This window comes from Streptomyces sp. RPA4-2 (assembly GCF_012273515.2).
GTDB lineage: Bacteria > Actinomycetota > Actinomycetes > Streptomycetales > Streptomycetaceae > Streptomyces > Streptomyces kaempferi.
Window position 1 is genome coordinate 8,121,009 of sequence record NZ_CP050975.2, and the last position, 20,971, is coordinate 8,141,979.

Genomic DNA, 20,971 nt, shown 5'->3' on the forward strand with positions numbered 1-20,971 from the left:
GGCGGGCGGAGCGGAGGCGGGAACCGTACGGAACGCCGTCGCGGAACTTCCCTGGCACACCGGAAGCGCATGGTCATGGTCGGACAGGTAACGAATCGCTGGTCCTCGGAACGGCCCGTGTCCCGAACGACGCGCGGCTCACGAGGAATCCGTGGTCGTGGAGGATTCCAGGCACCGGGACGGGACGCCGAAATCGAGGGATGCCGCTCGTCCCGCGGTCCTGGGAGCGCCGGCCGGGCGTGTGGTGCGGAAGCGGTCCCGGTAGATGCCGGGGCTCACGCCGAGTTGGCTGCGGAAGGCCCGCCGCATGGTTTCCTCCGTTCGGAATCCGCTGCGTCGCGCGACGGTGTCGAGCGGTTCGTCGCCGCCTTCGAGGAGCGCTCGTGCCGCTTCCAGACGGATGCGTTTCACGTACTCGCCGGCCGTGGTGCCGATCTCCGTGCGGAACAGCCGGGTCAGGTGCCGCGAGCTCAAGGCCGCTCTGTCCGCCAGCACCCGCAGGCTGTGGTCACCCTGAGGGTCGGCGGCCACACGGTCCAGGACGTCACGCAACGGCGAGTTCTCGGGGCGAGGGGATTGCTGACGCACGCTGAACTGGGACTGTCCGCCGGGCCTGGCCATGAAGACCACCAGGTACTTGGCGACCGCGCGAGCGACATCCGGACCCAGATCGGACTCGACGAGCGACAGCGTCAGATCGATGCCGGCGGTGATCCCGGCAGAGGTGATGAACCTGCCGTCCCTGACGAAGATCGCCTCGGAGTCCACCCGGACGTGGGGGTAGCGGGCGGCGAGGTCCGCGGCGAGCTTCCAGTGGGTGGCGGCCCGGCGCCCGTCGAGGAGCCCGGTTTCGGCCAGAGGGAACGTGCCGGCGCAGACGGCCGCGACCGTGGCGGTGCGGGACCTGTCGGCGAGCCGAGTGATGCCCTCGACGAGCGGTGGGTCGGCGACCGCGTTCCACCACTGGGGACCTCCGGGGACGACCAGCGTGTCGACGCCGCAATCGAAGTCGCCGAGCGCCATGTCCGGTACGAGCCGGAGCCCGGCGGTGGTGCGCACCGGCCGCCCGTCGGGGGAGACGGTGGTCAGCCGGTAGTCGCCGCCGTACTCGTTGGCCGCCGCGTACACGTCCAAGGGCCCGGTGACGTCCAGCGACTGCACACCGTCGAACATCAGCACAAGGACGCGATGACGCGCCGTGTGCCGGGCGGCCCCCGCGGACCGGTCACCGCGCGGCCGGGCGGGAACGGTCTGTCCCTTCCCCGCGCGTCTCTCCGCTGTCGCGGGCGGGGGCAGGGCCCGCGGTGAGCGGGGAGCGCAGTCGCCGCGGTCGCCCGCACGTGCCTGGACCGGTGTTCCGGCTGCTTCCGGTTCACGTACCAGGGGTCTCGTGGAGCCGGGGGCTCGCTGGAGGGCGATCATGGCGGCGTCGTCGCTCAAGCGGCCGCTGGTGTGCTCGGAGAGGTCGCCCTGGACGTACCGGAGGAGCTGCTCCGGGTCGGCGCCGCCCCAGGAGGCGACCCGCTCCCTCAGGGGGTAGAAGGCACCTGCCCCGTCGCGGGCTTCGGTGATGCCGTCGGTGTAGAGCATCAGGACGTCCTCGGCGGCGAAAGGGAAGGTGTCCTGGTGGTGGTCGCATGCGGAGAAGCTCCCCAGGCCCAGGGGCGGGCTGCATCGCTGAGGCTTCAGGAGGGTCGCGCGGCCCCCGCCCGAGAGCAGGGGCGCGGGATGGCCGCAGCTGACCGTGTGGACCACCCGGTGGTCGTCGGGGATCTCCAGCAGCAGAGCGGTGACGAAGCGCTCGCCGGCCTCGTGGTCGTCTTCGATGGCCTCGTCCAGGTGGCTGCGGATACTGGCCTCGAGGTGAGCGGCCACTTCGGGGAGGGTGGGGTAGCAGCGGGCGGCTTCGCGGAACGCGCCGAGCGCGGCCGCCACCTCGTGGATGCCCTGTAGTCCCTTGCCGCGGACGTCGCCGATCAGGACGCGCGTGGCACCGGGGATGCGGACGGCCCCGTACAGGTCGCTGCCGACCGTGGCGTGCGCGTCGGACGCCTGATACGTGGCCGCGATACGCAGCGGGCCGAGCCGATCGGGAAGGGGACGCAGAACGACCCCTTGAGCGATCTCCGAGACGGCGCGCAGGGCGTTCACCTCCATGCGGTGACGCTGTCGCAGGGCGCAGAGGACGATGACGACCGCGCAGACGACGAGCGTGGTCACGGACTGCGAGGCGGTGGCGAACAGCAGCCGAGGGCAGCCGAGGCCGAGGCCGACTCTCGCCGCGCCCGACACGAGGACGACTCCTGCGGTGAGCGTGGGGCCGGCGAACGTAGCTGCCGCCGCCGAGACCGCGGCGAGCAGGGTCGCCCAGCCGACGGCGGGGACGTACGCCCCGTCGAGCACGATGACGCCCACCAGGACCAGGAGTACGGCGAACAGCCGCAGACGCGACCGCGGGGAGCTGTGGCGGACACCGTCCCGGCCGGCGCCGAGGCCGGGGGCGGTGGTCCACCGGGAGGTCACAGCGGGGTGGGGGAGAGTCGGAGAGGTGATCACGCACTGTTCCTAACGGAGTCGGGGACCACTGCCCGGCTTGTCGAGCGCGCGGGGGCTCCGAGCAGGTCACAGTCGCGGGCTTTCCAGGTATGACCGCTTATGCGCCCAATTCGTGACATCGGTGACGGGTCGATCGGATGTGGTCCGGCGACTCAGGGCCCTTCGACCGCCCACACGACAGCCCCCATGGGGTGACCGCGGGCGCGAGCCGGGACGTCACGATCTCCGGGTCCCCGCTGTCATGTACTTGTACAGCGTCCAGTGGGACGGGAGCCGTCGGGCCGGGGTGTCACCGGCTCATGTGCAGGGTCACCAGCAACTGCCACACCTGGTGGGCGACTTCCTCCGGCGTCCCCTCCAGCAGACCGTGCAGCCAGTCCGCGAGCACCCCCGCGAAGGTGGCGGCGACCGCGGAGGCGACGAGGGCGGCGTCCGGCGCGCCCGCGAGGGTCCGCTCGGTCAGGCTGCGGGCGCGCAGATCCCGGTGCAGGACATGACCGAGCGGGCCGCCGCCGCCGGGACTCAGGAGGGCCCGGTAGAGGCCGGCGTGCGGTGCGAGGCCGGTGAAGAACGCCTGGAGCGCGGGCGGCGCCGACACCGGGTCGGGCCGCCCGGGCCACGCGTGCAGCGCGTCCACGGCCTCTCGTACGACATCGGCGCAGGCGTCCACCGCGAGCGCCTCCAGGTCGGCGTAGTGCACGTAGAACGTGGCCCGGCCCACCCCGGCGCGCCGCACCAGCGTGGCGACGCCGACCTCCTCCAGCGGGCGCTCCGCGCACTCCGCGAGGAGGGCCTGCCGCAGCCTTTCCCGGGTGCGGGCCGCCCGGGGATCCTCCGCCGTCACCGGGCGACGAGGACGGCGGCCAGGGCGAGCGCGCCGGGCAGCGCCTGCGCGAAGAGGATGCGCCGGTTCGCCGTGACCGCTCCGTACACCCCGGCGACCACGACGCACACGAGGAAGAAGACCTGCACGCGGAAGCCGGTCGGATCGGCGGCGAGCAGCCCCCACACCAGGCCCGCGGCGAGGAAGCCGTTGTAGAGCCCCTGGTTGGCGGCCATCGGCGCGGTCGCCCGGGCCATCTCCGGATCGAAGCCGTGCAGCCCCCGCCCCGGCTTCTTCTCCCACAGGAACATCTCCATCACCAGGATGTACACGTGCAGCGCGGCCACCAGGCCCACCAGCACGTTCGCGACCGTCTCCATCGTCAGCAAGCTCCCTCGTACGAACAGAAATCCTGGACAGGTGTCCACTATAGCTGGACACCTGTCCAGGAAGTCTGGGGGTACCCCTGGTTGTCCCGTGCGCCCCCTGGGTGGAGCGATGCAGCGGTTTCCTTTGCCGGAGGGGGAGTTCACCTGGTTCTGGCGAGGATGCCCCGGCGTTCACGCCGGGGAGGAATCGCCTCCTGCGGCTGCGATGCGGAGCGTCGCCGCATCTGCACTCGGCGGGCGCGGAGCGCCCGCACGGCTGCCTGGCGGAGCCAGGAAATACGAACAACCGCCCTGCAGGTCACCGGCGGTGGTGATTTCCGGTCATGGGGCGGCCATGTGTGCGGTGGTCGTACTACGGTCCGGGGTTGTGAAGCTGGTGGTGCAGGTGAAGCTGCTGCCGACGCCTGTGCAGGCGTCGGCACTGGAGGCGACCCTGCGCGCATGCAACAGGGCCGCCACGCATGCCTCCGCCGTCGCTTTCAACCGAGGCGTGAGGGACCGCAACGGTCTGCAGAAGGAGGTGTACGCGGACCTGAAGACGGCCTTCGGGCTGTCCGCGCAGCCGGCGGTGCGGGCGGTGAAGAAGGTGGTCGACGCCTACGCCACCCTGCGGGCCAACCTGCACGCCGGGAATCTGGGGCCCTCGACATCCCGGCGGTATCGCAAGGCGCTGAGTACGCCGATCGTTTTCCGGCCGGAGGCGGCTCAGCCGTTCGACGACCGCTGCCTGTCATGGCAGCACGACGCGCGCACCGTCTCCATCTGGACCGTGGACGGGCGGATGAAGGGGATCCGCTACACCGGCCACCCCGACCAGCTCAAGGCCCTGGTCCAGTACCGGCGCGGCGAGAGTGACCTCATCCAGCGCGGCGGGAAGTGGTTCCTGATCGCGACCTGCGAGATCCCCGACGCCGAGATGTTCGAGCCGGTGGACTGGATCGGGGTGGACCGCGGCATCGCCAACCTTGCGACCACGTCTGACGGGACCAACTACCAGGGCCGCCGCCTGTCGCGCTACCGCAGGTGGCAGGCCCGCAAACGAGCCGAACTGCAGAAGAAGAAGGCTCGTTCCGCCCGGCGTCGGCTTTCCCGCCGCAAGTGCAAGGAACAGCGCCATGCCACCCACGTGAATCATGTGATCAGCAAGGAGATCGTGTCCGTCGCGCAACGCACCGGTCGGGGGATCGCCGTCGAGAGACTGGACGGGATCCGCGAGCGGGTACGGCTACGCCGCGACCAGCGGGGCACGCTCTCCTCCTGGCCGTTCCGCCAGCTCGGACAGCACCTTGCCTACAAGGCCCGCCGGGCCGGGGTGCCGTTCCTGGAAGTGGATCCGGCCTACACCTCGCAGCGCTGCCCGCGCTGCGGGCACACGGAGCGGGCCAACCGGCCCACCCGGGACGGTTTCTGTTGTCGTCGGTGCGGCCTCGCTGGGCCCGCCGATGTCGTCGCCGGGGTCAACGTGCGCGACCGTGCACGCTCGGTGTGGGTATTCGTCACCATGCCCGTCCTGCCATCGGTGTAGCCGGAGGCGGGAGATGCGACCCGTGACCGTCCCGTCGTAGGGGACAGTCGGGAGCGCGACAAGGCGTGAACACCGCTGAGCCGTACAAGCTCGGCCGTTCACGGCCGAGAAGGTGACGTGTCGGGCAGCCTCGCGCCAGGGGGATGGAGCGGGAGTGAGCGGGGAATGTGGGCCGCCTTCCGGAGGGGCGAGTGGTACGCGGACGGGGGAGAGGTACGGGCCGCGGTCGTCCGCAGGCTGCTGCTCGCACCGCCGCCCGCCGAACCGGGCCACCTGCCCCGGCTGCGGATCAGGGACGTACGGATCACCGGGCGGCTCGACCTCGCCGAGGCCGTCGTCGCCGGGACCCTGCGGCTGCGCAACTGCCGCTTCGAGCAGGCCCCCTGTCTCGACGGCGCGGCACTGGGCGCCCTTGAACTGCGCGACTGCGTGCTGCCCGGACTCTCCGGGGTCGGCGTCACCATCGGCGGGAAGTGCGAGATCACCGGGTGCCGGGTGGAAGGGCCCACGGATCTCTACGGCGCCTCGATCGGCGGCACCCTGCACCTGGAGAACAGCCGCCTGACCGGGCACGGTGAGCGACGCGGCGAACGCGCCCTGCACCTCCTGTGCGCCACGGTCGGAGGCGACATCCAGGCCGGTTCGGGCTTCACCGTCGACGGCCGCACCGACCTGCGGGACACCTCCGTACGCGGCAGCGTCGTGCTCACGGGCGCCGAGCTGCGCAACCCGTCGGGCACGGCGCTCAAAGCCAACCGGCTGCACATAGGCGGGAACCTGAACTGCCGCGGCGGGTTCGTCGCCGAGGGCACCGTCGACCTGTGCGACGCCAGGGTGGGCGGCGGTGCGCTCTTCGAGGACGCCTCGCTCTCCGCCGGGCACGGGTCGGCCCTGCGAGCCCACGGCATAGACGTCAGGGCCGAGTTCAACCTCTGCGACGGGTTCACCGCGCTCGGCAGGCTCTCCATGAGCAGCATCACGGTGCGCAGCCGGTTCTGCTTCAAGGACAGCCTCATCGACGCCCCCGCGGGACAGCCGGCCCTCATCAGCCGGCGCTCCACCGCCTCCGAACTCGACCTGCGCTTCCGGGAACCCGTCAAAGGCTGGGTCTCCCTCAGCCACACCCGCGTCACCGTACTGAACGCCACCCCGGAGACCTGGCCCAGGGCAGTGCGCATGGACGGCATGGTCTACGACAGCCTGCTGCCCCAACTGCCCGCCCGGCAGAGGCTTCCGCTGCTCGCCCCCCCCGAGGGGTTCACCCCGCAGCCGTACGAACAGCTGGCGGCCACCTACCGGCAGCACGGCCACGACCGTGACGCCCGCACGGTGCTGCTCGCCCAGCAGCGCAGGCTGCGCGGCACACTGCCATGGCCGGGACGGGTGTGGAGCGGCTTCCAGGACCTCACCGTCGGCTACGGATACCGGCCGATGCGCGCCGTGTGGTGGCTGTGCGCGATCATGCTCAGCGGGATCCTGCTGTTCACGCGCTGGCCGCCGCAGGCGGTCGACCCGGGCAAGCCGCCCCACTTCCAGGCGGCCATCTACACCTTCGACCTGGTGCTGCCGCTCGTCGACTTCGGGCAGGAGCAGGCGTTCAGCCCACGGGGCGGCCTGCAGTGGGCGGCCGTGGTCCTAGTCTGCCTGGGCTGGCTGCTCGCGACGACGGCCGCCGCGGGCGCCAACCGCGTTCTCCGCAGGAACTGACACACACCTGAGACGGGTCCGGGCCTCGGCCGAGGCGGTCCGGGCCTCGGCCGGGGCCGCGGTGACGGGGCAGACCGCCGGGGGTGCGGTGCCCGCCGGACGCAGCGGGCTCGCGACCGGACCCCGGACGACCTCCGCGCGGCTCGCGGGCCCCCGCCCCCGCCCCGCGCGGACGGGCGATCGCAGACGACGCTCGGCAGCCCGCGGCCCGCAGCCCGCACCGCGAGCCGCGCGCACCGCGACCGCCGCCACCGCGGCCCGCCGCCCTCAGGCGTCCGGTGCCTCGTGGACGCGCTCACCCCCCACATAGGTCAGCGCGACCCCCGTCGCGCCGATCTCCTCGGGCGGCCCGGCGTACGGGTCGCGGTCCAGCACCACGAGATCCGCCAGCGCTCCCGCGCGTACGCTGCCGGTGTCGTCGAGATGGTTGGCGTACGCGGACCCCGCGGTGTACGCCGTGAACGCGGCCGTCAGCCCGAGGCGTTCGGCCGGCAGGAACACCGGCTCCGTCCCGTCCGGGGCCGTCCGGTTGACCGCGACATGGATGCCCTGGAGCGGGTCGGGACTGCTGACCGGCCAGTCGCTGCCCGCCGCGAGTCGCGCCCCGGACCGCAGCAGCGAGCCGAACGGGTACTGCCGGGCGGCCCGTTCGGGCCCGAGGAAGGGAATGGTCAGCTCGTCCATCTGCGGTTCGTGCGCGGCCCACAGGGGCTGGATGTTGGCCGTGGCGCCGAGCCGCGCGAAGCGGGGTACGTCGTCGGGGTGCACGACCTGGAGGTGGGCCAGGTGCGGACGCGTGTCGCTCGGGCCGTTCGCCTTCCGTGCCGCCTCGACCGCGTCCAGGGCGTCCCGTACGGCCCGGTCGCCCAGCGCGTGGAAGTGGCACTGGAAACCGAGGGCGTCCAACTCGGTCACGTACGCAGGAAGCCGGGCCGGATCGATGAAACTGGTGCCCCGGTTGGCGGTGGCGCAGCCGCACGTGTCGAGATAGGGGTCCAGCAAGGCGGCGCTGCCGTTCTCGGCGACCCCGTCCAGCATCAGTTTGACGCTGGTGGCGCGGAACCGGCCATGGTTCAACGCGGCCCGGCGTTGCACGAGTTCGGGGATCTGCTCGGCCCCGCGTTCCCGGTCCCACCACAGCGCGCCGACGACCCGCGCGGTCAGCGAGCCCTCGCGGGCCGCCGTCAGATAGGCGTCCGACGGGTCCTCCATGCCGAGGAAGGCGCCGACGAGCGCGTCCTGCCAGGCGGTGACGCCGAGCGCGTGCAGATGCCGCTGGGCGTGCAGCAGCGCGGCGAGCCGGTCCGCCGGGGTGGCCGGGGGAGTGAGCCGGCCGACGTACCGCATGGCTCCTTCCTGGAGCATCCCGGTGGGCTCGCCCGAGGCGTCCCGCTCGAAGCGCCCGTCGGCCGGGTCCGGGGTGTCGCGTGTGACACCCGCAAGCTCCAGGGCGCGGCTGTTGGCCCAGGCACCGTGGTGGTCCCGGTTCGGCAGGTACACCGGCCGGTCGGGCACGACCGCGTCCAGTACCTCCTTCGTCGGCGTACCGCCCTCGAACGCCTCCATGGACCAGCCACCGCCCGTGATCCACTCCCGGCCGGGGTGCGCGTCGGCGTACGCCCGGACGGCGCGCACGGTCTCCTCGGCGGTCCGCGCGCCTGTGAGATCGCACTGGGCGAGTTCCAGTCCCGCCGGGACCGGGTGGAGGTGCGCGTCCTGGAAGCCGGGCAGCAGCAGCCGTCCCGCGAGGTCGACGACCTCGGTCCGGGGGCCGGTCAGATCGCGCGCCGCGGTCCCGACGGCGGTGATCCGGTCGCCGGTGACGGCGACCTCGGTGACAGTGGGGCCCTCGGGGGTGAGGACCGGTCCACCGGTGAACAGGAGGTCAGCGTGCATGAGTCCGTTCCTTGGTCGGGGGTCGGGGGTCGGGGGTCTGGGTCGGGTGGGCAGTGCGGGGAGGGGTCAGTGCGGTGCGGTCAGCAGCCGGGGCGCGTCGGCGTCGGTGCCGCGGCCGGTGCGGAAGTACGGGGATCTGCGCACCCACTTGGCCCAGGCGGCCGCCACGCATCCGGAGGCGATCATCAGTGCGGGTACGAGCAGCAGGAACCACCCGTTGTCCGCGCTGACTTCGAGATGGTCGGTGGAGGTGTAGAAGGACCAGGCGAGGTAGCCGCCGAGGCCGAGCAGGGCCGCGGCGCTCAGGGAGGGGAGCACCACGGCCCGTATCCCCTGCCGCCAGTCCTCGCGCAGCAGGCCGCGGAAGCGCGCCGCGGCCGCCAGAGCGGTGAGCGCGTAGGACAGGGCGACGACGATCCCGACCGCGTTCACCGTCGCCATGATCATGTCGGCGAGCCGGGGGATGACCAGGGCGAGCGCCGCCACCGCCGCCGCCAGCGCGCCGATCAGCAGGGTCCCGGCCGCCGGAGTCCCGTACCGGGAGCTGACCTTGGACCACACCGGACCCAGCGTGCCGTCCCGGCTCATCGCGAACATCCCCCGAGCCGTCGGGATCACCCCCGCCTGGAGTGAGGCGACGGCCGAGAACATCAGCGCCACCAGAGGCAGCGCGGCGAGGGGCTGGGAGGCCAGACGGTCACCGAAGTACGCCAGCCCCTGGGCGCCGTGACCCGCCAACTCGTCCTCGGACAGCACGCGTTGGAAGGCGACCGAGCCGAGGAGGAAGAGTCCGAGCATCGTGACCAGCGTGATGGTCCCGGCCCGTGAGGCGTCCTTGGGGTCACGTACCTCCTCGTTCACGGTGAACGCCGCCTCGAACCCCCAGTAGCAGAACACCGACAGCAGCATGCCCTGCGCGAGGGCCGAGGCCGAGGGGATGGCGAACGGGTCGAACCAGCTCAGGCGGAAGGGGTGCGGACCGGTGACGATGCCGTATCCGCAGAAGCCCAGCAGGACGACGTACTCGAAGACCAGCAGCCCGCCCTGCAACCGGGCGGCGGTTCTGACCCCGGTGACCGCCGTGAGGGTGACGGCGACGAGGACCACGACGCCCACCGCGGTCGTCTGGGCGGTGGAACCCGGGTCCAGCGTGAACCCGGCCGCCTCGTGCAGCCCGGCCTCACCGGCGAGTTGCAGCATCGTCGAGCCGGTCACGGCGGTGGTGTAGGCGAGAAAGGCCACCGTGGCCACGATGTTCACCCAGCCGACCAGGAAACCGAGCCAGGGAGTGAGTGAACGGCCCACCCAGACATAGCCGTTGCCCGCGTTCGGCTCGACCCGGTTCAGCCGGGAGTAGGCGCCCGCGATCCCCAGGACCGGGAGGAAGGCCAGCAGCATGATGGCGGGCAGATGCAGACCGACCACCCCCGCCGTCACGCCGAGCCCGATGCCGATGCTGGTCGTCGCCGCCGTACTGGACGCGGCGATCGCGACGCCGTCCACGACGCCGAGGGACTTGCGCAGGGACGGGGGATCCACACCGTACGGCTTCTGCGTCATGGCCTGCTCCGATCGCACCCGGGGCCTGGTTCCGGCCCGATGACCGGAAATGAAACTGCCCGGGGCCTTAACAGGTCAACGCTGTTGACATAAGGTGCCCGCACCGGAGGGAGAGCCCATGGCCGAACGAGTCGTCCCGCCCGCCGCCCGGCGGCGCCGACGCCCCACCAAGACGGGTGTCGTCCTCTCCGAGGAGCTCATCGTCGAGACGGCGCTGCGGCTGCTCAAGGAGCACGGCGCCGACGCCCTGACCGTCCGCCGCCTCGGCCTCGCCCTCGGCGCCGATCCCACGGCCCTGTACCGGTACTTCCGCGACACCGACGACCTGCTGCTCGCCATCGCCGACGAACTCATCGGCCGTACGCTGCGCACCTGGCGCCCCACCGGCGACTGGCGGGCCGACCTGCGCGACCTCGGCCTGCGGATGCACTCAGGATCGCTCGCCCATCCACAGGCCGCGGTGCTCAGCGCGTATCGCGTCACGGGCCGGGTCCACGAGATCGCCGCGGTGGAGACGATCCTCGGCGTGCTGCGCGGCGCCGGATTTCCCGACGTCGAGGCCGTACGGATCTACCACGCGTTCGTCGATCAGGCGCTGGCCTTCGCGGCCCTCGACGCGGCGAGCGTGGCCCTTCCCCGGGCCGCGCGCGAGGCCGAGGCGGGGGTGTGGCGGGCGACGTACGCGCGACTGTCCCCCGACACGCACCCGCACATCGCGGCGACGGCGCGTCATCTGGTGGCGGACATGCGGCGCAGCGCCTACCCGGCGGCGCTCGACCTGCTGCTGTCCGCGGCGGCCGCCCGACTGGAGGAGATCCAGGAGCTCCCGGGGACGTGAGGGACACGCCAGACGGCAGACACCAGACGCAGACGCGAGCGGAGGGCGCCTGTCACACCGACGGGCGTTCGCTCGTCGTTCCACCGGACCTGTCCGCACCTCGGCCCCAGGAGGCTGACCGCACATGACCCCGCCCGCCCGCACCTTGAAGCTGCGCACGCAGGACACGCTCCGCCGGCTGGAACAGGACGTCGACGTCTGGGTGTCCACGGCGGACCCGGACGGGGCGGCGCCCCACCTGATCCCGCTGTCCTACCTCTGGAACGGCACGACCGTGCTGCTGTCCACCCCGGGCGCCAGTCCGACGGGCCGCAACCTGCGTGCGACCGGCACGGTACGGCTGGGCTTCGGGCCGACCCGCGACGTGGTCATGGTCGACGGCACCGTCGAGACACTGGAACCGGCCGGACTGCCCGCCGGTGTCGGCGACGCCTTCGCCGAGCGGACCGGCTTCGATCCACGCCGCCTGACCACCGCCTACCTCTACTTCCGCGTCACTCCACGACGGGTACAGGCCTGGCGCGAGGCCGACGAGATCGCCGGCCGCGACCTCATGCGGGACGGAGAGTGGCTCGTGGACGACTGATTCCGTGGGACGGGGTATCCGGGAGGCGCGGGGCAGCGACGGCCCGGCCGACCGCGCCCCCGATCCCCGACGGAGGAACCATGGCACTGGTACTGGCAGGCGTGGTGGTGCTGGACTGCGCCGAGCCCGAGAAGCTCGCCGCGTTCTACAAGGAACTCCTCGACGGCGAGGAGACGGACACGAGCGCGAACCGCATCGACATCAGGGGCGCGGACGGGACGCGGATGGGTTTCCGCAGGGACCTCACGGCGACGCCGCCGAGTTGGCCGCGCCCCGAGAACTCCCTCCAGGTCCATCTGGACTTCCAAGTGGCGGACCTGGACGAGGCGGAACGCCGGATCGTCGGTCTCGGCGGGCGCCCCATCGAGACCAAGGACGCCGCGGGACCCTTCGAGGAGCGGGGCTACGCCGACCCGTCGGGGCACTCGTTCACCCTGTGCCTCACGCCCACCATGGCGCCGAAGCTGGGCTGAACCCGCCGGAGCCCCGGCCCGGCCCCGGCCCGGCGAGCACGGTCGTCAACTCCGGCCACCCCGGGTGACCTTGCCCTTCCCCTTCCCCTTCCCCTTGTCCGGGGACGGCCAGATCCCCGTGGACCGCTCGACGGCCTTCGCGCCCGTACGGTCCGCCGCGCTGCGGGCGACGGCGAACAGCGCGCCCTGGAGGGCCGCGGCGAGCAGCACCTCACCCCAGCCGCGGTCCTTGTCCAGCGCGTCCGGGGCGTCCTCCTCGTGACGCACCGCCTTCCACGCCGCCTCGAACGCCAGCCCGGCCAGGGCTCCGCTCGCCCAGCCCAGCGCGAATCCCAACGGCTTGTAGGCGAGAGGGAGTTTGAGTTTCTTCCGTTTCTTGGGCATGTGGGTCTCCTTCCGTGGTCCGAGTCGACGGTGTCACCGAATCCGGACGCCTGGTAGAGGGCCGCACCATCCGCCGATGTGTGAGGTGCGCGGGCCTGGGCAGCCGGACGGGGTGAATCGGACATCGCAGGACCGGTCGGACCGGCCGAAGCCGTCGGCGCCATCCACGGAGCCGACGGAACCGAGGGAACCGGCGCGGTCGGAGCCGTCGCCGAAGCCGAAGGGGCAGGACCACGGGACGCGCCTGACCGTATTCGTGGCCCTCGGAGCCAATCTCCTGATCGCCGTGGCCAAGGCGGTGGGCGGACTGCTCACGGGTTCGCCCGCACTGCTCTCCGAGGCCGCGCACTCGGTGGCCGACAGCCTCAACGAGGTCTTCCTGCTCGCGGCCCTGCGCCGCAGCCGCCGGCCGGCCGACCGCCGGCACCCGTTCGGCTACGGCAAGGAGAGGTTCTTCTGGTCGCTGCTCGCCGCCGTCGGCATCTTCGTGATGGGCGGCTGCTTCTCGTTCTTCCAGGGCTTCGAGGCGCTCAGGAGCGGCAGCGAGGAGTCGTCCAGCGGCTATGTGGCGGGGCTGGCGGTCCTGGCCGTCTCCCTGCTCGCCGAGGGCGCGTCCCTGTTCCGCGCGCTGCACCAGGTGCGCAGGCAGGGCGGCGCCGGAGGGCTGCGCGACCCCGCCCTGCGCACGGTGGTCGCCGAGGACGGCACCGCCGTGCTGGGCGTGACGCTCGCGATCATCGGCATGGCGCTGCACATGATCACCGGGCAGATCGTCTGGGAGGCCTCGGCATCCTTCGCCATCGGGGCACTCCTGGTGGGCGTCGCCTACTGGCTGGGCCGGGACGCGCGCGAGCAACTCATCGGCCGGGCCGCCGACCCCGAATCGAGCGGCCGGATACGGGCCCTGCTGGAGGCGCAGCCCGAGATCGACAGCGTGGAGGCGCTGCTCACCATGGAGATCGGCCTCGACTCGACCCTGGTCGCCGCCCGGATCGACCTCGTGCCGGGCCTGGACAGCGAGGAGGTCGAGGAGGTCGCCGTCCGCATCAAACGCTCCGTCGCGAACATCGTGCCGGAGGCGGACCAGATCTTCCTGGACGTGACCGACGCGGCGGCGGCACGGGCAGCGTCGCGCGGGGACGGGACAGCGGAAGACCCCGCCGCGACGGGGGAGCGCGGCGGGGCCTGAGGTACGGGTGCCCAGCGGGCGACGGCTCATGCACGGCATGTCCGCGGGATCCCGGCGGCGGACTCGCGCCCCCTTCGGGGACCTCGGCGCAAACGCGGCCGGGGCCCCGGTCCCGCGCGGCCGGGGCTCCGGTCACGCACCGCGCGCCGTCGCCCGCGCGCCCGCGCCGCTCAGTCCGTCGGCTCCAGCACGAAGACGGGGATCTCGCGGTCCGTCTTCTTCTGGTAGTCGGCGTACGAGGGGTACGCCGCGACGGCGCGCTCCCACCACTGGTCCTTCTCGGCACCGGTGACCTCACGGGCCCGCAGTTCCTGGCGGTTGGCGCCGTCCTGGAGTTCGACGTGCGGATCCGACTTCACGTTGTAGTACCAGACCGGATGCTTGGGGGCTCCGCCGAGCGAGGCGACCGCCGCGTAACGGCCGTCGTGCTCGACGCGCATGAGCGGGGTCTTGCGGATCTTGCCGCTCTTGGCACCGCGGGTCGTGAGAATGATTACCGGCAGTCCCGTGTCCTGCAGTGTGGTCCCCTCGGTGCCGCCGGAGCTCTCGTACAGCTCCACCTGCTCGCGCACCCACTGCGTCGGGCTGGGTTCGTACTCACCCTCAAGAGGCATGACTTGCGTCCCATCTCGCGTCGTACTGGACCTGTCTCGGCATGATTCAACACCAGCGCGGACGCGATTCATCCGCACCATGACCCCGCGGGTAATCGCGGACGCGGGACGCGTGCGCGACGGTGGGGACGTTCCCGGACGACGACCACGAAGGGGCCGCCCCCATGTGAGCAGTCACCGCACACGTTCCGACGACCCGCGCCGTGACCGAGGAGTTGTTGCGCCGGATCGGCGCCGGCGTCCCCGAAAGGATCGCCGAGCTGTACGCCGAACGGATCGACTGGAAGCTCGGCCGGCCGATGGACGAGCACGGAAGCGCCGCGACCCCGTGGATTCGCCTTCGAACCCGGCGCCGGCGTCCGACCGGGCACCGCGACCACTCCGTCCGCCCCTCGCCGCGACCGGTGACCTCGCCGGCCGACCCGCCGGGTTCTGGCGGCGGATCGCGGCAGGTCACACCGGTCACCTCACACCGGTCACGCCGGTCACGGCAGGTCCGCGTGCTCACGGTGAGGGGACGAGCATCCGCACGGCGAGCACCATGATCACGACGCTGGACGCGAGCGCCGTGACCAGCCGCCCCCGGTGTCCCGTCAGGACCCGGCCCAGCAGTGCGCCGCTCCCGGCGATCAGCAGTTGCCAGCTCGCGGACGCGACGAACGCGGCGAGCACGAACACCCCTTGCTCCAGCGGCCGTACGGCCTCCGTCGCACGGCTGCCGAGGACCAGCGCGGCGAAGTAGACGATGGTGGTGGGGTTCAGCAGGGTGATCCCCAGCAGCGTCAGATACGCCCTCGCCGGGTGCGCCGGATCCTTCGTGGAGCGGGCGGTGAGCCGCCGCTCGCGGTACTGGCGCAGTGCGGTGACGGCGCCCCGTATCGCCAGGGCGACCAGCACCAGCCCGGACACCCAGCGCAAGGGCGCCAGCACCGGCTGGAGCGCGGCGGCGAGCGCGGCACCCCCGAGCGCGGCGAGCAGGGCGTACACCCCGTCGGCGGTCGCGACGCCCAGCGCGGCGGACCCGCCGATCCGCAGTGACGTACGAGCAGTGAGGGACACTAGATAGGTCGCGACCGCTCCGACGGGGATGGCGATGCCATAGCCCGCGAGCAGCCCCGCGACGAGCGCGGCGGTCACGATCGGGGAAGCGAGGGCCTCCGCGGTCGGCCGGGCTGCTGCTGGACCCGCACCGGACGAGTGGCGGCGGAGGTCGGCGGCAGGAAGGCTTCGTACATGGACATGCGCAGATCCTCGGGCCCCGGCGGCGGCCCGTGCAACCGAATTACGGGGGCCGCCGCCGGGATCACAAGGGACACCGCCGAGCCACGGGGAACGGGTGTCCACCGTGGCGGGAGCGGACGGTTCGAGCCATGGCCGCGCCTCCGCGCCGCCCCGCCGTCCGCCGGGCGCCCGGTCGGCGCCCCGCCGGGCGACGGCGTTCGGCCAGACCGCCCGACCGGAGCATCTGGCCGAACTTCGAGTGGCCCTGTAGATGCCTGGGGCATCTAATGAGGAGCGGCAAGATCGGCAAGAGGGAACCATCGCATGCGAGGTCACTCATGACAGAAACCGTTGCCTTCCCCCAGGACCGTACGTGTCCTTACCACCCCCCCACCGCCTACGATCCCCTGCGTGAGGCGCGCCCCCTGTCGCGGGTCTCCCTGTACGACGGCCGCAGCGTCTGGGTCGTCACCGGCCACGGCACCGCCCGCGACCTCCTCACCGACCCACGGCTGTCGTCCGACCGGACCCGTCCGGCGTTCCCGATGCCCACGGAGCGGTTCGCCTCCGCCCGCGACCGCCGGGTGGCACTCCTCGGGCTCGACGATCCCGCGCACCACACCCAGCGCCGGATGCTGGTCCCCAGTTTCACCCTCAAGCGGATCGGGACCCTGCGACCCCGCATCCAGGAAACCGTGGACCGGCTGCTCGACGTCATGGAGGCGAAGGGCCCGCCCGCCGAGCTGGTCGGCGACTTCGCGCTGCCCGTGCCGTCGATGGTGATCTGCGCGCTGCTCGGCGTCCCGTACGCCGATCACGAGTTCTTCGAGGAGCAGTCCCGCAGGCTGCTGCGCGGCCCCGCCGCCGCGGACACCCAGGACGCCCGCGACCAGCTGGACGCGTACTTCGGGTCGCTCATCGACCGCAAGCAGAAGGATCCCGGCGACGGGCTTCTCGACGAGCTCATCCAGGACCGGTTGCGCGAGGGCGCGGTGGACCGCGAGGAAGTGATCAGCCTGGCGACGATCCTGCTGGTCGCCGGCCACGAGACGACCGCGAACATGATCTCGCTCGGCACGTTCACCCTGCTCAGGCACCCCGAGCAGCTGGCGGAGCTGCGCGCGGAGCCGACGCTCATGCCCGCCGCCGTCGAGGAGCTGCTGCGCTTCCTCTCCATCGCCGACGGGCTGCTGCGGGTGGCCACCGAGGACATCGAGGTGGCCGGGGCGACGATCCGCGCCGACGACGGCGTCGTCTTCTCGACCTCCGTCATCAACCGTGACGAACACACCTTCCCCGAGCCGGACGCCCTCGACTGGCACCGTCCGGCCCGTCACCACGTGGCGTTCGGCTTCGGCATCCACCAGTGCCTCGGCCAGAACCTCGCGCGCGCCGAGATGGAGATCGCCCTGCTGTCGCTGTTCGACCGGCTGCCCGGACTACGGCTGGACGCGCCCGCGGACGACATCCCCTTCAAACCCGGAGACACGATCCAGGGGATGCTGGAACTCCCCGTGACCTGGTAAGAGGCTTACCCGCATGACCATCGACATCGCAATCGACAAGGACGTCTGCATCGGCGCGGGACAGTGCGCGCTGACCGCGCCGGGCGTCTTCACGCAGGACGACGACGGATTCAGCGAGGTGCTCCCCGGCCGTGAGGACGGCGGCGGTGCCCCACTGGTCCGGGAGGCCGCGCGGGCCTGCCCGGTGGGTGCCATCACCGTCTCGGAGGCCTGAGGACACCTCCCACGGACCCTGAGGAAACCTCCCGCGGACCCGAGGACGCCGTCCTCGGGTCCGTCCGTCGTCGCTCCGGCGTGCCGGCTAGCCGGCACGCCGGAGCGACGAGATGAGCGCCGCTGCCGCGGCGGCCGCGTGCCCGGCGGCCGCCGTCTCGCGTGTGATGCCCGCGGTGACCATGGCTCCCTCGGCGAGCAGACAGACCTGATCGGCGAGGGAGTCCGGCAGCCCCGCGTCGGTCACGAGGCCGCCCAGATAGTCCCTGAACGCCTTCTTGTGGGCGCGGACCTGGACGGTCACGCGAGGTGAGGTGGCGCCGAGTTCTCCGTAGGAGTTGATCCAGGCGCACCCGCGGAAGTCCGGTTCCTCGAACCACAGCCGGAGCCAGTCGAACACGGCCAGAATCCGCCGCTCGGGCTCCGTGTACCGGTCGACGTGCTCGGCCAGCCGGCGCCGCCAGCGGATGTCGCGCCGCTCCAGATAGGCCTCGACCAGCAGCTCCTTCGCGGGGAAGAGCTGGTAGAGCCGCTTGAGGGAGACGCCCGAGGCGCTCCGGATGTCGTCCATCCCGACGGTCTGGATGCCGCGGGCGTAGAACAGCTCCTCCGCGGCGTCCAGCGCCTGTTCCCGGGCCTGCGCGAGGGCTTGTTCGCGAGCACTCGTGATGTCCATGGGCAGGGGGCTCCTTGACGCGAGAACCAACGTTCTCTACGTTAACAGCCAGCCCGGAGAACGTACGTTCTCCGCCTTGTCGCCCCGCGCGTCCGAAAGGAAGCCGCTCATGTCCCCGCGCCCGCCCCTGCCGCCCTTCACCCGTGAGACCGCCCTCCAGAAGGTCCGGGCCGCCGAGGACGCCTGGAACACCCGTGATCCCCACAAGGTCTCGCTCGCCTACTCCGAGGACTCGGTCTGGCGCAACAGGGACACCTTCGTCACCGGCCGCGCCGCGATCGTCGAGCTGCTCACCGCGAAGTGGGCGCGCGAGCGGGAGTACGCCCTGCGCAAGGACCTCTGGTCCTTCGACGGCAACCGCATCGCCGTCCGCTTCCAGTACGAGTCCCGCGACGCGGACGGCCGGTGGTGGCGCTCGTACGGCAACGAACTGTGGGAGTTCGACGATCAGGGATTGATGACCCGCCGCGAGGCGAGCATCGACGACGTGCGCATCGAGGAGCACGACCGCCGGCTCTTCGGCCCGCGCTCCGACGCCGAACGCGGGGCGTCCCTGCCTCTCCGTTAGGGTCCGCGGCTCCGGCCCGGGTCCGCCACCTCGTCGCGCGCCGCACCGGGGCTTCGGGTCAGCCCTTAGGGTTCCCGGATGACCGAACACACCGGGCGGGCCCCCGCCGCGAAGCCCTTCCTCTACGTCGTCGTCTGCGCGGCGGGCATCGCGCAGGACGTCGGCAGGCTGATCGCCGCCGCACAGGAGCGGGGCTGGGAGGTCGGCGTCATCGCCACCCCGCAGGGGCTCGGGTTCTTCGACGCGGAGGCCGTCGGGGCGCGGACCGGCCGCCCGATCCGGTCCGCGTGGCGGGCCCCGGGCGAGGCGCGCCCCTTCCCGGCCCCCGACGCGGTGGCCCTCGCTCCGGCCACCTTCAACACCGTGAACAAGTGGGCGGCCGGCATATCCGACACCCTCGCCCTGGGCACCCTGTGCGAGGCGTACGGTCTCGGCGTCCCGATCGCCGTACTGCCCTGTGTGAGCGACGCGCTGGCGGCTCACCCCGCGTACCGCGCGAGCCTCGACCGGCTGCGCGGCATGGGCGTCCGTTTCGGGGACCGGTACTCGGGGGAGCCGGATGCGGACGGACGGCGTGCGGAGTTCCGCTGGGATCGGGTGCTCGACCTGCTCGCCGCCCGAACCTGAGGGCGGACGGTGTGACGGGCCGGTCCGTCGCCTAAGGCCTCCGGAAGATCGTGATCGAGTGGCCGACGTCGTCCACGGGCGTACTGCCGTCGAGCAGTGCCGCCAGGCGGCCGTCCGCCTTCGCGACCGAGGAGTCCGAGACGACGAGCAGGCCGTGCACCTCGCCCGGCGGCGCCTTGCGCGGATCGGCCGCCTCGATCCCGTACGCGGAGGGCACGCCGCTGCCCTTGTAGACCAGCCAGACCCGCTCGCGCGGATACCGCTCGGCCAGCCGGTCGGCGAGCCGTCCCAGGTCCTGCCCCCAGTCGACGTTCGAGTCGTGCAGCCGCAGACGGGTCTTCGACGGTCCGCCGAACGCCTCGTTCGAGTACGGCAGGTAGTACGGGAACGCGCGCAGCGAGCTGACCGCGACGAACAGCACCAGCGCCGCGGCGGCGAGAGGGGTCCGGCGGGGCCGCAGCGCGAGGACCCCTGCCGCCGCGACCGCCAGGAACACCGGAACGAACAGGGCGTACCGGACCCCCAGATCGCGGGATCCTGTCATGGCCACGGCGAGCAGGACGGCCGGAGGGAGGAGGACGTACGGGGCGGCGGCGCGCAGCCGGGGGACGCGGACCATGGCCGCCGCGCCGGTCATCCAGAGCACGAGCATGCCGAGCGGAGTCTTCACCAGCAGCGCCGCCGGCAGGTAGTACCAGAGCGCGCCGCGGTACACCCTGCCGAAGAGGAAACCGCCCCACGTCGCGTCCTCGAACCCGAACTGGACGCGCATCCCGTCGCGGTACGGCCGGGGGACGGGCAGCCAGTGCAGGGCGAGCCCGCGCAGACCGTGCACGGCCGGCACGTCCGCGGGCGTGGCCCAGCGCAGTCGCGGGTCGACGACGAGGTAGCCGGCCCACACCACGGCGAGGGCCAGCAACACCATGCCGGCCGCCACCGCCACGCTCCGCGCCACGAGCCGCCGCTGGGCGTGCGGGCCCGTGCCGGGGACACGGCGCGCGTGCCGGAAGGAGAGGACCGCCAGAAGCAGCAGCACCGGGGCGGCGGGCAAGGTGCTCATCTTCGTGGCGAGCGCCGCGCCGAGCGCCACCCCCGCGAGCGCGAGGTGCGGCAGCGGCCGCCCGCGCCGCGCCCGCCACACCAGCCAGGCCGACGTCAGCACGAATCCCGCCGCCGGTACGTCGAGGGTGGCCAGCGACCCGTTCGCGATGACGTCGGGAGACAACGTGTACAGGGCGAGCGCCACCAACCCGCCCACGGCACCGACGAGTTCACGGGCGAACGCGAGAACGGCCAGGCCGAACAGCAGCGTCAGCACGATCACCGGCAGCCTCGCCCAGAACATCACCCGCCAGGGATCGTTGCCCGACTCGTACAGCAGCCGCCGTCCGAGCGCCGTCTGATCGTCGGCGGCGTGGGCATCGAGGTGGGGGTGGGCGAACACCAGCCCGGCGCCGATGATCAGTTTGCCCAGCGGCGGATGCTCCGGGTTGTAGCGCAGGCTGTGTTCCCGTGTGTAGACCACCGCCGTGCCCACGTACACCGGCTCGTCGATCGTCGGTGTCTGCCGCGCGGCGGCCGTGACCATCGCCACCGCCAT

The 20,971-nt window shown here is 72.3% G+C and carries 20 protein-coding genes and 1 pseudogene; 11 read left to right on the forward strand and 10 right to left on the reverse strand.

Annotated elements, in window-relative coordinates:
- Positions 1–138: 138 nt before the first annotated feature.
- The 3 genes from HEP85_RS35455 to HEP85_RS35465 all read right to left on the reverse strand — a co-directional run bounded on the left by HEP85_RS35455 (position 139) and on the right by HEP85_RS35465 (position 3,759).
- Positions 139–2,556 carry a SpoIIE family protein phosphatase gene (locus HEP85_RS35455; RefSeq protein ID WP_168531589.1) on the reverse strand — a complete coding sequence of 806 codons (2,418 nt, stop codon included), beginning with the start codon at positions 2,554–2,556 and terminating at the stop codon, positions 139–141.
- A 289-nt stretch (positions 2,557–2,845) separates the two neighbouring features.
- On the reverse strand, positions 2,846–3,400 hold the full coding sequence (locus HEP85_RS35460; RefSeq protein WP_168531590.1) for a TetR/AcrR family transcriptional regulator: 555 nt from the start codon (positions 3,398–3,400) through the stop codon (positions 2,846–2,848).
- A complete protein-coding gene (locus tag HEP85_RS35465) occupies positions 3,397–3,759 on the reverse strand; it encodes a DUF1304 domain-containing protein (RefSeq protein WP_168531591.1) in 363 nt (120 codons plus the stop codon). Before HEP85_RS35465 ends, HEP85_RS35460 begins: the two co-directional genes overlap by 4 nt.
- Before the next feature lie 376 nt (positions 3,760–4,135).
- On the opposite strand from HEP85_RS35465, the gene HEP85_RS35470 reads away from it, so the two are divergent.
- Positions 4,136–5,293, forward strand: a complete 1,158-nt coding sequence (locus HEP85_RS35470; protein ID WP_248002205.1) for a transposase — start codon at positions 4,136–4,138, stop codon at positions 5,291–5,293.
- A 165-nt stretch (positions 5,294–5,458) separates the two neighbouring features.
- Positions 5,459–7,000, forward strand: a complete 1,542-nt coding sequence (locus tag HEP85_RS35475; protein ID WP_168531592.1) for an oxidoreductase — start codon at positions 5,459–5,461, stop codon at positions 6,998–7,000.
- Positions 7,001–7,267: 267 nt separating this feature from the next.
- On the opposite strand, the gene HEP85_RS35480 is transcribed toward HEP85_RS35475, so the two are convergent.
- Entirely contained in the window at positions 7,268–8,896 is a 1,629-nt protein-coding gene (locus tag HEP85_RS35480; RefSeq protein WP_168531593.1) for an amidohydrolase, read from the reverse strand.
- A gap of 66 nt (positions 8,897–8,962) precedes the next feature.
- Positions 8,963–10,456, reverse strand: a complete 1,494-nt coding sequence (locus tag HEP85_RS35485; RefSeq protein ID WP_168531594.1) for an APC family permease — start codon at positions 10,454–10,456, stop codon at positions 8,963–8,965.
- A 118-nt stretch (positions 10,457–10,574) separates the two neighbouring features.
- Here HEP85_RS35485 and HEP85_RS35490 point away from each other — a divergent pair, with 118 nt between their 5' ends.
- The 3 genes from HEP85_RS35490 (at position 10,575) to HEP85_RS35500 (ending at position 12,353) form a co-directional block, all read left to right on the forward strand.
- Positions 10,575–11,294 (forward strand): TetR/AcrR family transcriptional regulator, encoded by a 720-nt coding sequence (locus HEP85_RS35490; protein WP_168531595.1) that lies wholly within the window; start codon positions 10,575–10,577, stop codon positions 11,292–11,294.
- 124 nt (positions 11,295–11,418) lie between these two features.
- Positions 11,419–11,880, forward strand: a complete 462-nt coding sequence (locus HEP85_RS35495; RefSeq protein ID WP_168531596.1) for a pyridoxamine 5'-phosphate oxidase family protein — start codon at positions 11,419–11,421, stop codon at positions 11,878–11,880.
- 80 nt (positions 11,881–11,960) lie between these two features.
- Positions 11,961–12,353, forward strand: a complete 393-nt coding sequence (locus tag HEP85_RS35500; protein ID WP_168531597.1) for a VOC family protein — start codon at positions 11,961–11,963, stop codon at positions 12,351–12,353.
- Between the two features lie 45 nt (positions 12,354–12,398).
- Here the strand turns inward: HEP85_RS35500 and HEP85_RS35505 are convergent, their stop codons facing one another.
- Positions 12,399–12,737, reverse strand: a complete 339-nt coding sequence (locus HEP85_RS35505; protein ID WP_168531598.1) for a DUF4235 domain-containing protein — start codon at positions 12,735–12,737, stop codon at positions 12,399–12,401.
- A gap of 244 nt (positions 12,738–12,981) precedes the next feature.
- Between HEP85_RS35505 and HEP85_RS35510 the strand changes: the two genes are divergently transcribed.
- Positions 12,982–13,926, forward strand: a complete 945-nt coding sequence (locus HEP85_RS35510) for a cation diffusion facilitator family transporter (RefSeq protein WP_369658148.1) — start codon at positions 12,982–12,984, stop codon at positions 13,924–13,926.
- Between the two features lie 170 nt (positions 13,927–14,096).
- On the opposite strand, the gene HEP85_RS35515 is transcribed toward HEP85_RS35510, so the two are convergent.
- Positions 14,097–14,540, reverse strand: a complete 444-nt coding sequence (locus HEP85_RS35515; protein WP_168531599.1) for a nitroreductase family deazaflavin-dependent oxidoreductase — start codon at positions 14,538–14,540, stop codon at positions 14,097–14,099.
- Between the two features lie 203 nt (positions 14,541–14,743).
- Between HEP85_RS35515 and HEP85_RS35520 the strand changes: the two are divergent.
- Positions 14,744–14,884 (forward strand): annotated as a pseudogene (locus HEP85_RS35520) (ketosteroid isomerase); the annotation flags it as partial.
- Between the two features lie 160 nt (positions 14,885–15,044).
- On the opposite strand, the gene HEP85_RS35525 reads toward HEP85_RS35520, so the two are convergent.
- Positions 15,045–15,677, reverse strand: coding sequence for a LysE/ArgO family amino acid transporter (locus HEP85_RS35525; RefSeq protein ID WP_168531600.1), 633 nt, complete (start codon positions 15,675–15,677; stop codon positions 15,045–15,047).
- A gap of 422 nt (positions 15,678–16,099) precedes the next feature.
- Between HEP85_RS35525 and HEP85_RS35530 the strand changes: the two genes are divergently transcribed.
- Together HEP85_RS35530 and HEP85_RS35535 are read left to right on the forward strand one after the other, a co-directional pair.
- A complete protein-coding gene (locus tag HEP85_RS35530; RefSeq protein ID WP_168531601.1) occupies positions 16,100–17,287 on the forward strand; it encodes a cytochrome P450 in 1,188 nt (395 codons plus the stop codon).
- Positions 17,288–17,306: 19 nt separating this feature from the next.
- Positions 17,307–17,501 carry a ferredoxin gene (locus tag HEP85_RS35535; RefSeq protein ID WP_168534383.1) on the forward strand — a complete coding sequence of 65 codons (195 nt, stop codon included), beginning with the start codon at positions 17,307–17,309 and terminating at the stop codon, positions 17,499–17,501.
- 87 nt (positions 17,502–17,588) lie between these two features.
- Here the strand turns inward: HEP85_RS35535 and HEP85_RS35540 are convergent, their stop codons facing one another.
- Positions 17,589–18,176 carry a TetR/AcrR family transcriptional regulator gene (locus HEP85_RS35540; protein WP_369657986.1) on the reverse strand — a complete coding sequence of 196 codons (588 nt, stop codon included), beginning with the start codon at positions 18,174–18,176 and terminating at the stop codon, positions 17,589–17,591.
- 109 nt (positions 18,177–18,285) lie between these two features.
- Here HEP85_RS35540 and HEP85_RS35545 point away from each other — a divergent pair, with 109 nt between their 5' ends.
- Both HEP85_RS35545 and HEP85_RS35550 read left to right on the forward strand, forming a co-directional pair.
- Positions 18,286–18,744, forward strand: a complete 459-nt coding sequence (locus HEP85_RS35545) for a nuclear transport factor 2 family protein (protein WP_168531603.1) — start codon at positions 18,286–18,288, stop codon at positions 18,742–18,744.
- 78 nt (positions 18,745–18,822) lie between these two features.
- On the forward strand, positions 18,823–19,371 hold the full coding sequence (locus tag HEP85_RS35550; RefSeq protein ID WP_168531604.1) for a flavoprotein: 549 nt from the start codon (positions 18,823–18,825) through the stop codon (positions 19,369–19,371).
- A gap of 31 nt (positions 19,372–19,402) precedes the next feature.
- On the opposite strand, the gene HEP85_RS35555 is transcribed toward HEP85_RS35550, so the two are convergent.
- Positions 19,403–20,971, reverse strand: a complete 1,569-nt coding sequence (locus tag HEP85_RS35555; RefSeq protein ID WP_248002548.1) for a glycosyltransferase family 39 protein — start codon at positions 20,969–20,971, stop codon at positions 19,403–19,405.

What these genes read in the sequence shown, in the direction of transcription:
- HEP85_RS35495 (WP_168531596.1), top strand. Translation starts at nt 11,419, where the DNA reads ATGACCCCGCCCGCCCGCACCTTGAAGCTGCGCACGCAGGACACGCTC.
- HEP85_RS35485 (WP_168531594.1), bottom strand. Translation starts at nt 10,456, where the DNA reads ATGACGCAGAAGCCGTACGGTGTGGATCCCCCGTCCCTGCGCAAGTCC.
- HEP85_RS35545 (WP_168531603.1), top strand. Translation starts at nt 18,286, where the DNA reads ATGTCCCCGCGCCCGCCCCTGCCGCCCTTCACCCGTGAGACCGCCCTC.
- HEP85_RS35515 (WP_168531599.1), bottom strand. Translation starts at nt 14,540, where the DNA reads ATGCCTCTTGAGGGTGAGTACGAACCCAGCCCGACGCAGTGGGTGCGC.
- HEP85_RS35475 (WP_168531592.1), top strand. Translation starts at nt 5,459, where the DNA reads ATGTGGGCCGCCTTCCGGAGGGGCGAGTGGTACGCGGACGGGGGAGAG.
- HEP85_RS35530 (WP_168531601.1), top strand. Translation starts at nt 16,100, where the DNA reads ATGACAGAAACCGTTGCCTTCCCCCAGGACCGTACGTGTCCTTACCAC.
- HEP85_RS35555 (WP_248002548.1), bottom strand. Translation starts at nt 20,971, where the DNA reads ATGGCGGTGGCGATGGTCACGGCCGCCGCGCGGCAGACACCGACGATC.
- HEP85_RS35490 (WP_168531595.1), top strand. Translation starts at nt 10,575, where the DNA reads ATGGCCGAACGAGTCGTCCCGCCCGCCGCCCGGCGGCGCCGACGCCCC.
- HEP85_RS35500 (WP_168531597.1), top strand. Translation starts at nt 11,961, where the DNA reads ATGGCACTGGTACTGGCAGGCGTGGTGGTGCTGGACTGCGCCGAGCCC.
- HEP85_RS35540 (WP_369657986.1), bottom strand. Translation starts at nt 18,176, where the DNA reads ATGGACATCACGAGTGCTCGCGAACAAGCCCTCGCGCAGGCCCGGGAA.
- HEP85_RS35505 (WP_168531598.1), bottom strand. Translation starts at nt 12,737, where the DNA reads ATGCCCAAGAAACGGAAGAAACTCAAACTCCCTCTCGCCTACAAGCCG.
- HEP85_RS35480 (WP_168531593.1), bottom strand. Translation starts at nt 8,896, where the DNA reads ATGCACGCTGACCTCCTGTTCACCGGTGGACCGGTCCTCACCCCCGAG.
- HEP85_RS35465 (WP_168531591.1), bottom strand. Translation starts at nt 3,759, where the DNA reads ATGGAGACGGTCGCGAACGTGCTGGTGGGCCTGGTGGCCGCGCTGCAC.
- HEP85_RS35550 (WP_168531604.1), top strand. Translation starts at nt 18,823, where the DNA reads ATGACCGAACACACCGGGCGGGCCCCCGCCGCGAAGCCCTTCCTCTAC.